Consider the following 12,716-nt stretch of genomic DNA (forward strand, 5'->3'; position numbering starts at 1 on the left):
AGGAGAAACTTATAATGAACAAAAATATGGAAATGATGAAAAAATTAATAGAAGAAAAAAAGAATAAAGGTAAAAATACTAAATCTAATGTTAGAGCTCAAAAAACTATTGGATTTGCTCAAGGAGGAAGAAAAAGCAACAATGGTGGAGGATTATTTGACAAATAATTAAGAGATTTATGATAAATATAATTTGTTATTTTTATGATGATAATATATAATTGTTAACCGTGAAAAAATAAGTATAGGTTATTATGGGATAGATAAAGTTTAAAAATTATTTTATAGGTAATTTAAGTTGATTTAAGATTAGGAGGAGAGAATTTATGAAGAAAATAGGTTTTATTGGTGTAGGAATAATGGGAAAATCAATGGTTCGTAATCTTATGAAGAGAGGTTTTGAAGTTTCTATTTTTGCTAGAAACAAAGAAAAAGTTTTAGATGTAATTTCAGAAGGAGCAAGTTTTTATTCTACCATAAAAGAGTGTGTTTATAGATGTGATGCAGTAATAACAATAGTAGGTTTTCCAAAGGATGTTGAAGAAGTTTATTTTGGAGAAAATGGAATACTTGAAAATGTTAAAGAAGGAACTTATGTTATTGATATGACAACATCTAGTCCAAAGTTAGCAGTTAAAATATTTGAAAAAGCAAAAGAAAAAGGCATAAAAGCCTTAGATGCTCCTGTTACAGGTGGAGATATTGGGGCTAAAAATGGGACTTTAACTATTTTAGTTGGAGGAAAAGAAGAAGATTATAAAGCATGTTTACCTGTTTTTCAGGCTATGGGAACTAATATTCACTATGAAGGAGAAGCTGGATTTGGACAACATACTAAGTTAGCAAATCAAATAATGATAGCAGGAGCTATATCAGGAGTTTGTGAAGCTATTGCATATGCTAAAGATAAAGGATTAGATGTGAAAAAAATGCTAGATTCAGTATCTACTGGAGCAGCTGGAAGTAAACAATTAGAGTTAGTTTCTCCTAAAATTTTAGAGGAAGATTTTGACCCAGGATTCTTTATAAAACATTTTATTAAAGATATGAAATTAGCTAAGGAAGAAGCTATAGCTGATGATATAAATTTAAATGTTTTAAGCAAGGTTTTAGAGAATTATGAGGCGTTAGAAAAAGAAGGTTTTGGAGATTTAGGAACTCAAGCTTTAATAAAGTATTATAATAAATAATTTAAGTTTATGGATGTAGATTCCATAAGAGATTAAAAAAATAAGCTATATCAAAAGTTATTTTGATATAGCTTATTTTTTAACTAGCTTTTGTTTCTTCATCATACATATTTTCAAATTCCATAGAGGTTGGATTTTCTTTTAATACTGCATTTAATATTAAGGCAGCTATTGTTCCTGTTGATATTCCAGAAGAAAAGATCATTCTAATTGCTTCTGGAAGATTATTAATTACATCAGGTCTAAATGTAACTCCTAGTCCAAGTCCCATAGAAATAGCTATTATTAAAAGATTACGCTCTGTAAGTTTTATATTACTTAACGTTCTAATACCAGCTGCTGCAACTGTTCCAAACATCATTATACCTACGCCACCTAGAACTGGATTTGGTATTCCTGTTATTATAGCAGCCACTTTAGGTAAGAATCCAAGGATAACTAATAGTATTCCAGCCATTACAGCCACATGACGGCTAGCTACCTTAGTTAAAGAAATAATACCTATATTTTGGCTAAAAGAAGTATTAGGACAAGAACCAACTAATCCACCTAATGCACTTCCTACACCATCAGATAATACTCCAGCAGCCACTCTTTTATCACCAATATCAATATTAGATGTCTCTCCAATGGCTTTTAAACATCCTACAGTTCCTATTGTTGCTACAAAGTAAGCAGGTATAAAGGCCATAACTGCTTTAGCATTAAAAGTTACTCCAAACTCAAGTATTTTAGGAAAGGATAACCAACTTGCTTCTTTTACAGGATTAAAATCAACTAGTCCAAGTGGAATACAAACTATATATCCTACAACTATACCTATAAGTATTGAGGCACTACTAATCATTCCTTTTCCGTAGTTATTAAGCAAAAGAGTTACTACTAAGACAAACATAGCTACAGCTAAATTTTCTAAACTAGCATAATTAGCTGAACCAACGCCACCAGCAGCCCAATCAATTGATACTGGAAGTAGAGTTAATCCTATTAATGCAACAACTGTACCTGTAACAAGAGGTGGGAAAAATTTCATTAAAGGTTTTATAAAGAAGCTTAAAATAACTTCAAATAAAGATCCTAGTATTGTAGCTCCAATTATTCCAGGTAGTCCAAGAACTGAGCCAACTGAAATTGCAGGAGATACAAAGGTAAAGTCAGTACCCATAATACATGCCACTCTTGCACCAACTTTTCCGATACCTTTAGCTTGAATAATGGTAGCTAGTCCAGAACCAAGTATAGAAGCACTTATTAAGGCAGTTGTTATTTTACTATCAAAGCCAAGAGAGGTTGCAATAACTAATGGTACTACTATAATTCCACCAAAAGCGGCAAATATATGTTGAAGTCCAAATAGAACTTTTTTTGGCAAATCTAAATCATCGTCTACTCCATAGATTAAGTTAACTTCCGTATTTTTTAAGTTTTGCTTTTCCATAATTTCATCTCCTTATAGTTTTTTAGAATTTAAATATTAAGATTTAGAGTTATATACAAAATAAAAATTCTCTATAAGTTTTAAAGTGAAAAAATATGAGTTCTATTAAAAAGTATTTTAAGAGAGTTTTTAATTTGAATAATATAATTTAAATCTTAAAACTCATATAAAAGGAAGGTTTCTTATAACTTTTAGGAAGTTATACTTAATAAAAAAAGCAACACCTTTTTAGAGGTGTTGCTTTAAATGCTAGAATTACTAGTCTTTATAGTACAACTCCTCGTAGTCTGCTATTTTACGGTTAGCAGGTAGAAACTTTCGGACCATATTACCGATTATATACGAGTTAAAATTTAATATATTTATTATATCACGAAAAATTTAAATATCAATATTTTATATTGTTCGTTATAATAAGTTTTTTTAGTTATAGTTTTGAGATACGCGATTTTTATGGAATAAATAATTAATATTAGCTTAATATTTTAAACAAATTATTTGAAAATCGTTAATTCTATTTGAAAAGGTATTCAGAGGTGGTTGAAAAATTTTAATTGATATGCTAGTATACAAGTATATCAATGTGATGAAGAAAAGCAATTTTGTTTTAGAAAATATATAAGAGCAGGTGGGTGTATGAATAATACTTTATACAATTTTAATAAAGATAAAGATTTCCTTATATGTATAGATTCTGATGGATGTGCAATGGATACTATGGATATAAAACATATTAAATGTTTCGGACCATGTATGATAACAGAATGGAATCTTGGAGAGTGGGAAAATTCTATATTAGATAGATGGAATGAAGTCAATCTTTATACAATAACTAGAGGAATAAATAGATTTAAAGGTTTAGCTATGGCCCTTGTTGAAATTAATGAAAAATATAAAAAGATAGATGGTATAGATGATTTTATAAAATGGACTGATGAGACAAAAGAACTTTCTAATGAATCTTTAGAAGCTACAATAGAAAAAAATAATAGTATTTGTTTAAAGAAAGCTTTATCTTGGTCTAGAGAAGTTAATAAATCAATAAATTCTTTAAGTGATGATGAAAAAAATCCATTTGAAGGAGTATTTGAAGGAATAAAAAAAGCTAAGGAGATTGCAGATATAGCAATAGTATCTTCTGCAAATGAACAAGCTGTTTTAGAAGAGTGGGAACAACATGGTTTATTAGAATATGTTGATGTGGTTTTATCTCAAAATGTTGGATCAAAGGCATATTGTATAAGTAAGCTTATTGAAAAAGGATATGAAAGAGATAAGGTTTTAATGGTTGGTGATGCATTGGGTGATTATAATGCAGCTAAGTTAAATGAAGTATTGTATTATCCTATATTAGTAAAGCGTGAAAAATTTTCATGGGAAAGATTCCGTAATGAGGTAATAGACAAGTTTATTAATAATACATATAAAAATAAATATCAAGATCGGGTTGTCTTAGAGTTTGAGGAAAACTTATCAAAAGGTAATTAAAGAAGTATTAATAGAAAAGTAGGATGGGTAAATATGGGGTTATCATTTAAGAATAAAAAGGTTTTAGGGTTTGGAGAAATAATGTTAAGGCTTACGCCTCCTAATAATCAAAAAATAATTCAAGCAAATTCTTTTGATGCTGTATATTCTGGAGGAGAAGCTAATGTAATAGCTAGTCTTGCTATGTTTGGACATAATACTAAGTTTGTAACAAAACTTCCTGATAATTATTTAGGCCAAAAGGTCATAAATAAATTTAGAGGATATAATGTTGATGTAAAAGATGTAATTTTAGGCGAAGGTAGATTAGGAATTTATTATTCAGAAATAGGACATGGGTTAAGAAGCACAGAAGTTATATATGATAGAAAGTATTCAGCAATATCTATGGCTTCTAAGGAAGAATTTAATATAGATAAAATGCTTGATGGTGTAGGGGTAATTCATTTATCAGGTATAACACCAGCTTTAAGCAAAGAGTTATATAATTTTATGATTGAAATTGTAAAGGAATGTAAAGAAAGAGGAATACTTGTATCTTATGATTCTAATTTTAGAGAAAAATTATGGTCTTTAGAAGAAGCAGGAGATTTCTTGAGAGAAGTTTTAACTTATGTTGATTTTGCCTTTTTAGGACATCTAGATATGATAAATATATTAAATTTTGAAGAAAAAAATTTAGAGTTTGATGAAAAGTTAGAAGAGCTTTATAAAGAGTTATTTGAAAAATATAAGAACTTAAAATATGTAGCATGTACTAGAAGAATAGTAAATTCCATAAATAATAATACATTAAAAGGTTACTTGTTTAATGGAAATGAACTTTTTAAATCTAATGAATATACATTTGATATTTTAGATAGAGTAGGTGGAGGTGACGCTTTTACAGCTGGGATACTTCATGGGATTTTAAAAGAAATGAAAGAGGATAGAATTGTTGAATTTGGAATATGTGCAAGTTCATTAAAACATTCAATATTAGGGGACATAAACATTATTGATGAAGAAACAGTAAATTCATTGATGGATAGGGGTCTTTGTAATATAAAGAGATGATTTTTAAAAAAGTTTATTAGGATAAGTATATAAATGATTTATAAGTTAATGAAAGGTATGAGTTTATGAGAAAAGTAGATTTAAAAGCAAAACCATTTTATTTATCAGATGAGGATATAAAGTGGGTCGAAGATACTATAAAAGGTATGACAATTGAAGAAAAGATAGGTCAACTATTTGTTATAATGGATAAAAGTCCAGATGGAGGAAAAACAGCAGTAGAGATAATCAAAAAATATCAACCTGGTGCGGCTAGATATATGGAAGGAAAAGCAGAACAAGTATATGATCAAATAAAGATGTATAAAGAAGCATCTAAAGTACCTTTACTGGTTGCTTGTAACTGTGAATCAGGTGGAGATGGAGCAGCTAGAGGAGGAACTTATATAGCAACACAGGCTGCAGCAGGAGCTGTTACTGATAGTAAAGTAGCTTATAATGCAGGATATGTTTCAGGAAAAGAAGCTGCTGCAATAGGTTGTAACTGGGCATTTGGACCAGTATCAGATATATTCTTAAATTGGAGAAATACAATAATAAATACTAGATCATATGGAAATGATCCAGAACTAGTATTAGAGTATTCAAGAGCATATATAAGGGGACTTGAAGAAAGCAAAATGATAGCTTGTACTAAGCACTTCCCAGGGGATGGGGTAGAAGAAAGAGATCAGCATTTACTTATGGGAGTAAATGATCAAACTTGTGAAGAATGGGATAATACTTTTGGAAAAGTTTATAAAGGATTAATAGAAGATGGTATTAAGAGTATAATGGTAGGACATATAGCATTACCTTCATATTCAAGAAAGTTTGTTCCCGGAATTGATTATTCTCAAATAAAACCTGCAACATTAGCACCTGAATTATTACAAAATTTACTAAGAGAACAATTAGGGTTTAATGGATTAATATTAACTGATGCATCTCATATGTTAGGTTTAACAAGTGCTATGCCAAGAAAAGATCAGGTTCCAAATGCAATTGCTGCAGGATGTGATATGTTTTTATTTTTCCATCATCCAGAAGAAGATTTTGAATATATGATGAATGGATATAAAGATGGAATAATTACAGAAGACAGACTTGAAGATGCTTTAAGAAGGATTTTAGGATTAAAAGCATCAATAGGACTACACAAAGAAAAAGAAATGGGAGAAATTATGCCTCCTAAGGAAGATTTAAACTTATTAGGTTGTGAAGAACATAAAAATTTAGCTATAGATGCGGCAAAGAGAAGTATAACTTTAGTTAAAGATACAGAAAATAATCTTCCTTTAAATCCTGAAACTCATAAGAGATTAAAAGTTTATTATGTAAGCAATTCTCAAGCAGTTGATATGATAATGGGAAATAACTCAACAAAAGATGCTATAAGAGAAGAGCTTGAAGAAGCAGGTTTTGAGGTTAATATGCATGAGTCTTACCATGATTTGGCAGCTAAGAATGGTCATAATATCCAAGATGTAATTAAGTCAATGTTTAGTGAAAGTGTAAAAGAAATGACAAGCAAATATGATGCAGTTATTATGTTTGTAAATATGAAAGGTTATTGTCAAGAAAATGTTGTAAGAGTTCAATGGTCAATAGGACATAGTAATGAAATACCATGGTATGTTAGAGAACTTCCAACAATATGTGTATCTTTAAATCAAACTACTAATTTATTTGATTTACCTATGATGAAGACATTTATAAATGCATATGGTTCAACAAGAACTGTAATAAAAGAAACCATAAAGAAAATAAAAGGTGAAGAAGCATTTGAAGGAAAATACAATGATACTGTATTTTGTGAAAGATGGGAGACTAGATTATAATAATTATATAAAAGAGAAACTTTAGGAGGAAATTATTATGTTATATCCAATAATGACAGAATCAAGAAGTATTATAGATTTAAATGGTATATGGAATTTTAAATTAGATAAGGGAGAGGGCTTTGCTCAAAAATGGTATGAGTCAAATTTAAAAGATACAATAAAAATGGCAGTTCCATCATCTTATAATGATTTAATTGAAGATGAAGAAGTAAGAGATCATGTTGGTTGGGTTTGGTATGAAAGAAGCTTTACTATTCATAAAAGTTTATTAGATGAGAGAATAGTATTAAGATTTGGATCAGTAACTCATGAGGCAAAGGTATATTTAAATGGAAAATTCTTAGTTGAGCATAGAGGGGGATTTACTCCTTTTGAAGTTGAAATAAATGAATTCTTAGTGTTAGGTGAAAATAGATTAACTGTTGCTGTAAACAATATAGTTGATGAAACTACTTTACCAGTAGGTTTTTTAAAAGAAACTGAAGTTAATGGCAAGAAGGTTATAAAAAATCTTGTCAATTTTGACTTTTTCAATTATGCAGGAATTCATAGACCAGTTAAAATTTATACAACACCAAAGACTTATTTAAAAGACGTAACTATAGTTAGCAGATTTGAAGAATCAAATGGATATGTAAATTATGAAGTTGAAATTTCAGGTGAAGCAGATGTTGAAATATCAATAATTGATGAAGAAAATAATATTGTAGCAACTCATAAGGGAATTAATGGTGAAGTTACTATAGAAAATGTTAAGCTATGGGAACCTATGAATGCTTATTTATATAAATTAAAGATAGATTTAGTTAAAGATGGTACTCTAATTGATACTTATACAGAAGAATTTGGAGTTAGAACTGTTGAAGTTAAAGATGGAAAGTTTTTAATAAACAATAAGCCTTTCTATTTTAAAGGATTTGGTAAGCACGAAGATTCATGTATTAATGGAAGAGGATTTAATGAAGCTGTTAATATAAAAGATTTTAATTTAATGAAATGGATTGGTGCAAATTCATTTAGAACTTCACATTACCCATATTCAGAAGAGATAATGAGACTTGCAGATAGAGAAGGGATAGTAGTAATAGATGAAACTCCAGCAGTTGGATTACACTTGAATTTTATAGCTACAGGTGGAATATTTGGTGATGGTGTTAAGAGAGATACATGGAAAGAAATAGGCACTAAAGAAGCTCATGAACAAATATTAAAAGAGTTAGTTAAAAGAGATAAAAACCACCCATCTGTTGTAATGTGGTCAGTAGCTAATGAGCCTGACTCAGATTCAGAAGGTGCAAAAGAATATTTTGAGCCATTAATTAAATTAACAAAGGAATTAGATCCACAAAAGAGACCTGTTACAATAGTAACATATTTAATGTCTACTCCAGATAAGTGTAAAGTTGGAGATATAGTAGATGTATTATGTCTTAATAGATATTACGGATGGTATGTTGCAGGTGGAGACTTAGAAGAAGCTAAAAGAATGCTAAAACAAGAATTAGATGGATGGAAAAGAAGATGTCCAGATAAGCCTATTATGTTTACAGAATATGGAGCTGATACTATCTCTGGAATGCATGACACTCTTCCAGTTATGTTTACTGAAGAGTATCAAGTAGAATATTATAAAGCTAATCATGAAGTAGTAGACAAGTGCCGTAATTTTGTAGGAGAACAAGCATGGAATTTTGCTGATTTTGCTACAAGTCAAGGAATTCTAAGAGTTCAAGGAAATAAAAAAGGTATATTTACAAGAGAAAGAAAACCTAAGATGATTGCTTACGCATTACGTGAAAGATGGAACAATATACCTGATTTTGGATATAAAAAGTAAATCGAAATTAATAATAAGATTAAAATTCAGTATGATATTTGATCATAATTTAGAATGTTTAATCTGTTGAAATTTTGAAATAAAAAAATACTTTTCTGAATAATATAAAAACACTAAAATAACATTTGAAATCAACAAAAAGTTATTTTTGCTACAAGTTGAATTAGGCATACTATGTATGTCTAATTTTTTATGGTATAATAACTAATCATGCTAGTATACTAAAATTCAAGATATAATTAAAAACAAAGGATGTAATATATAGTAGAACTTAAAAAGTAAATATTTAGGTTAAATTAAACTATAAATAAATTAACTAGATTAATTAAAGATTATAAAAATACAATTTTTAATTTAAATTTTGAATTAATGAAGTACTATTTATAAAAATTATTTAAAGTAGATTTAGGAACTGTTTAATAGATATATAGATAATGAATTTATTTAGGGAGGTATTATAAGTGATTATTTATGATAAATTAGACAAAGAGACGGGAAAGGAGTATTTATATAGGGTACTAAAAGATAATATTATGTGCCTAGAATTAAAGCCAGGAGAATTAATAAGTGAATCAGATTTGGCTAAAAAGTTAAATATTTCAAGAACTCCTATAAGAGAAGTTTTGATAAAATTAAAAGGAGAAAAATTAATTGAGGTTAAACCACAATCAGGAACTTATGTGGCTTTAATAGACTGGAAAATAATAAATGAAGCTGTTTTTGTAAGATATAACTTAGAAAAGGAAGCATTAAAAGAAGCTTGCAACAATTTTTCAGAAGAGAAATTAATGGAATTAGAAAAAAGTTTATTTGCTCAGAAATTAATTAAAAATAAACCTAATAATTTATTAGAATTTCACAATTTAGATAATGAGTTTCATAAATTGCTTTTTGAAGGAATAGAAAAAGGTAATGTTTGGGAGATTATAAGCAATATAAGTACTCATTATAATAGAATGAGATTATTGGCAGAAATGAAGCGTGATAAAAGTAGTTTGATAGAACAACATGTTGAATATCTAGATATAATAAAGAGTAAAGATATGGAGAGTATTGATGAACTTATATTTAATCATATAAAAGCACCTATTAAAGAATGGGATAAACTAATAGATGAAAATAGTGATATAGAACGTTATATAATAAATAGATGATATAGTGGTTTGCATTTAAAATTATCAATTTATAAGATAATTTTAAATGCTTTTTTAGTTTACAAATTGTTTCCATGAAAATGTATACAAAAGCTATTGAAATTTATATATTAATATGCTAGTATACAAGTATAGCGAATGAGGGAGGAATCTAAAATGAAATTACCATTTAATATTGATTTAAAAGATAAAGTTTGTGTTGTAACAGGTGGAACAGGTGTTATTTGTGGTGCTATGGCTGATGCATTAGCAGAATGTGGAGCAAAGGTTGCCATATTAGCATTAGGACAAGAGGCTTGTGACAATAAAGCAAAAGAGATAAATGAAAAAGGTGGAACAGCAATAGGAATTGAAACTAATGTTTTAGATAAAGATAGTTTGAAAAAAGCTCATGAAATTATACTTAATGAACTTGGAGAAGTTGATATTTTAATAAATGGTGCTGGAGGAAATCATCCAAAGGGAACTACAACTAAGGAATATTTAGAAGTAGAAGACATAGATAATGAGGATTTAATAACATTTTTTGATTTAGATCCTAAAGGTGTAGAATTTGTATTCAATTTAAATTTCTTAGGAACATTACTTCCATCACAGGAATTTAGTAAGGATATGATAAATAAAAAAGGTGCAACAATAATTAACATATCATCAATGAATGCATTTACACCACTTACTAAAATACCTGCATATTCAGGAGCTAAAGCAGCAGTAAGTAACTTTACTCAATGGCTTGCAGTACATATGGCAAAGGTTGGAGTAAGAGTAAATGCTATGGCACCAGGATTTTTTGTAACAGCTCAAAATCAAAAATTATTATTTAATGAAGATGGAACACCAACTGCAAGAACTGAGAAAATACTTAATAGTACTCCTATGAAGAGATTTGGTGAAGCAGAAGAATTAATAGGAACATTATTATATTTAGTATCTGAAGAAGCATCAGGATTTGTAAATGGAGTAGTTATTCCAATAGATGGAGCATTCTCAGCTTATTCAGGTGTATAGGAGGCGTACAAATGATCTTAGAAAAATTAAAAGATAATGGGATTGTGGCCGTAATTAGAGGAAAAAGTATAGAAGAAGCAAGAGGATATGTAGAAGCATGCATAAGGGGTGGAATTAAATCTGTAGAGCTTACTTACACTATACCTAATGTAGTTGAACTTATAAGAGAATATAGCTCAAATGAAGAAACTTTAGTTGGAGTTGGAAGTGTTTTAAATGGAAAAATGGCTTCTGATGCTATTGAAGCTGGTGCAAAATATGTTGTAAGTCCAGGATATAGTGAAGAAATAAATACGGTTTGTAAGGCAATGAATGTATTGTATTTACCAGGTTGCATGACTGTAGGAGAAATAATGAAGGCTATGGATGCTGGAAATAAAATGATTAAATTATTTCCTGGAGACTTATTTGGATCAAGTTTTGTAAAAGCAATAAAAGCACCTATTCCAAATGTTGAAATTATGCCAACAGGTGGAGTATCTGTTGATAATATTGAAGAGTGGTTTGAAAATGGAGTTGCTTGTGTTGGTGTTGGGAGTTCATTAATAAAGGGAACACCTAATGATATAGAAAATAAAGCAAAAGATTTTATAAATAAATTTGAAAAAATTAAAAGGGGAAGATGTTAAAGTTTATGAAGATGACATTCAGATGGTATGGGAAAGATGATCCTGTAAAGATTGAATATATAAAACAAATACCTGGAATGAAGGGGATAGTAACAGCAATTTATGATATTCCAGTTGGCGAAGTATGGCCATTAGAAAGAATTTTAGAATTAAAAAGAGAAGTTGAAAGTCATGGGTTAGAACTTTCTGTAATTGAAAGTGTACCTGTTCACGAAGATATAAAGTTGGGACTACCAACAAGAGATAAGTATATAGATAACTATATACAAACTATTAGAAATTTAGCTGAAGCAGGCATAGATACAATATGCTATAACTTCATGCCAGTTTTTGATTGGACAAGATCAGATTTAAATTATGAATTAGAAGATGGTTCAACATGCTTAATATATGATGAAGATCAAGTTAAAAAAATGGATCCAGCTTTAGGTGAATTAGAATTGCCAGGTTGGGATACATCTTATGAAGATGGCGGACTTAAAGCATTACTAGATCAATATAAAGATATTGATGAAGAAGCGTTATGGAACAACTTAAATTACTTTATACAGAGAATAATGAAAGTAGCAGATGAGGTTAGGGTTAAGATGGCTATACATCCGGATGATCCACCATGGGGAATATTTGGTCTTCCAAGAATAATAACAAACTTTGAAAATTTAAAAAGATTTATAGATTTATATGATAGTCCATATCATGGAATAACTTTATGTACAGGATCTTTAGGATGTACAAAAGTTAATGATATTGTTAAGATGATAAACTATTTTGGTAAGGAAAGAAATAGAATACATTTTGCACATCTTAGAAATGTAAAAATAACAGGAGATAGTAGTTTTAATGAAGTTGCCCATTTATCAGATGCAGGTTCATTAGATTTTTATGAAATCGTAAAAGCATATTGTGATTATGATTTTGATGGTCCATATAGACCAGATCATGGAAGAATGATTTGGGGAGAAACTGGAAGACCTGGATATGGATTATATGATAGGGCTTTAGGGGCAGTTTATATAAATGGGTTAATAGAGGCTATTAATAAAGAAAAAAATTAATATAATCTATTGGTTTTGTTCATTGCTTTTTTCTCCTTT

General features: G+C 29.1%; 11 protein-coding genes and 1 riboswitch. Of the genes, 10 read left to right on the forward strand and 1 reads right to left on the reverse strand.

Annotated elements, in window-relative coordinates; translation table 11 throughout:
* The first annotated feature begins 14 nt into the window (after positions 1-14).
* Together Q1J60_RS02540 and Q1J60_RS02545 are read left to right on the forward strand one after the other, a co-directional pair.
* Complete coding sequence (locus Q1J60_RS02540) at positions 15-167, forward strand: hypothetical protein (RefSeq protein ID WP_003455666.1); 153 nt, start codon at positions 15-17, stop codon at positions 165-167.
* A gap of 158 nt (positions 168-325) precedes the next feature.
* The gene (locus Q1J60_RS02545; protein ID WP_300258061.1) at positions 326-1,189 is read left to right on the forward strand and encodes an NAD(P)-dependent oxidoreductase; all 864 of its coding nucleotides are present in this window, start codon (positions 326-328) and stop codon (positions 1,187-1,189) included.
* A 79-nt stretch (positions 1,190-1,268) separates the two neighbouring features.
* Here the strand turns inward: Q1J60_RS02545 and Q1J60_RS02550 are convergent, their stop codons facing one another.
* Positions 1,269-2,627 (reverse strand): uracil-xanthine permease family protein, encoded by a 1,359-nt coding sequence (locus tag Q1J60_RS02550; protein WP_300258064.1) that lies wholly within the window; start codon positions 2,625-2,627, stop codon positions 1,269-1,271.
* A gap of 263 nt (positions 2,628-2,890) precedes the next feature.
* Positions 2,891-2,992: riboswitch (purine riboswitch) on the reverse strand.
* A 271-nt stretch (positions 2,993-3,263) separates the two neighbouring features.
* Here Q1J60_RS02550 and Q1J60_RS02555 point away from each other — a divergent pair.
* The 8 genes from Q1J60_RS02555 to uxuA all read left to right on the forward strand — a co-directional run bounded on the left by Q1J60_RS02555 (position 3,264) and on the right by uxuA (position 12,677).
* Positions 3,264-4,115: an HAD family hydrolase gene (locus Q1J60_RS02555; protein ID WP_300258067.1), complete on the forward strand. Its 852-nt coding sequence runs from the start codon at positions 3,264-3,266 to the stop codon at positions 4,113-4,115.
* A 33-nt stretch (positions 4,116-4,148) separates the two neighbouring features.
* Positions 4,149-5,171 (forward strand): sugar kinase, encoded by a 1,023-nt coding sequence (locus Q1J60_RS02560; RefSeq protein WP_300258070.1) that lies wholly within the window; start codon positions 4,149-4,151, stop codon positions 5,169-5,171.
* Between the two features lie 65 nt (positions 5,172-5,236).
* Entirely contained in the window at positions 5,237-6,991 is a 1,755-nt protein-coding gene (locus Q1J60_RS02565; protein ID WP_300258073.1) for a glycoside hydrolase family 3 protein, read from the forward strand.
* Between the two features lie 37 nt (positions 6,992-7,028).
* Positions 7,029-8,831, forward strand: coding sequence for a beta-glucuronidase (gene uidA, locus Q1J60_RS02570; protein WP_300258076.1), 1,803 nt, complete (start codon positions 7,029-7,031; stop codon positions 8,829-8,831).
* Positions 8,832-9,292: 461 nt separating this feature from the next.
* The gene (locus tag Q1J60_RS02575; protein ID WP_300258079.1) at positions 9,293-9,985 is read left to right on the forward strand and encodes a GntR family transcriptional regulator; all 693 of its coding nucleotides are present in this window, start codon (positions 9,293-9,295) and stop codon (positions 9,983-9,985) included.
* A 156-nt stretch (positions 9,986-10,141) separates the two neighbouring features.
* Positions 10,142-10,993 carry an SDR family oxidoreductase gene (locus Q1J60_RS02580; RefSeq protein WP_300258081.1) on the forward strand — a complete coding sequence of 284 codons (852 nt, stop codon included), beginning with the start codon at positions 10,142-10,144 and terminating at the stop codon, positions 10,991-10,993.
* Positions 10,994-11,004: 11 nt separating this feature from the next.
* Positions 11,005-11,622 carry a bifunctional 4-hydroxy-2-oxoglutarate aldolase/2-dehydro-3-deoxy-phosphogluconate aldolase gene (eda, locus tag Q1J60_RS02585; protein WP_300258084.1) on the forward strand — a complete coding sequence of 206 codons (618 nt, stop codon included), beginning with the start codon at positions 11,005-11,007 and terminating at the stop codon, positions 11,620-11,622.
* 5 nt (positions 11,623-11,627) lie between these two features.
* A complete protein-coding gene (uxuA, locus tag Q1J60_RS02590; RefSeq protein WP_300258087.1) occupies positions 11,628-12,677 on the forward strand; it encodes a mannonate dehydratase in 1,050 nt (349 codons plus the stop codon).
* The last annotated feature ends 39 nt before the right edge of the window (positions 12,678-12,716 follow it).

Source organism: Clostridium sp. (assembly GCF_029258205.1).
In the GTDB taxonomy this organism is placed as follows: Bacteria; Bacillota; Clostridia; order Clostridiales; family Clostridiaceae; genus Sarcina.

Coding starts and splice junctions, on each gene's coding strand:
- Q1J60_RS02540 (WP_003455666.1), top strand. CDS start 15: ATGAACAAAAATATGGAAATGATGAAAAAATTAATAGAAGAAAAAAAG.
- Q1J60_RS02545 (WP_300258061.1), top strand. CDS start 326: ATGAAGAAAATAGGTTTTATTGGTGTAGGAATAATGGGAAAATCAATG.
- Q1J60_RS02550 (WP_300258064.1), bottom strand. CDS start 2,627: ATGGAAAAGCAAAACTTAAAAAATACGGAAGTTAACTTAATCTATGGA.
- Q1J60_RS02555 (WP_300258067.1), top strand. CDS start 3,264: ATGAATAATACTTTATACAATTTTAATAAAGATAAAGATTTCCTTATA.
- Q1J60_RS02560 (WP_300258070.1), top strand. CDS start 4,149: ATGGGGTTATCATTTAAGAATAAAAAGGTTTTAGGGTTTGGAGAAATA.
- Q1J60_RS02565 (WP_300258073.1), top strand. CDS start 5,237: ATGAGAAAAGTAGATTTAAAAGCAAAACCATTTTATTTATCAGATGAG.
- uidA (WP_300258076.1), top strand. CDS start 7,029: ATGTTATATCCAATAATGACAGAATCAAGAAGTATTATAGATTTAAAT.
- Q1J60_RS02580 (WP_300258081.1), top strand. CDS start 10,142: ATGAAATTACCATTTAATATTGATTTAAAAGATAAAGTTTGTGTTGTA.
- eda (WP_300258084.1), top strand. CDS start 11,005: ATGATCTTAGAAAAATTAAAAGATAATGGGATTGTGGCCGTAATTAGA.
- uxuA (WP_300258087.1), top strand. CDS start 11,628: ATGAAGATGACATTCAGATGGTATGGGAAAGATGATCCTGTAAAGATT.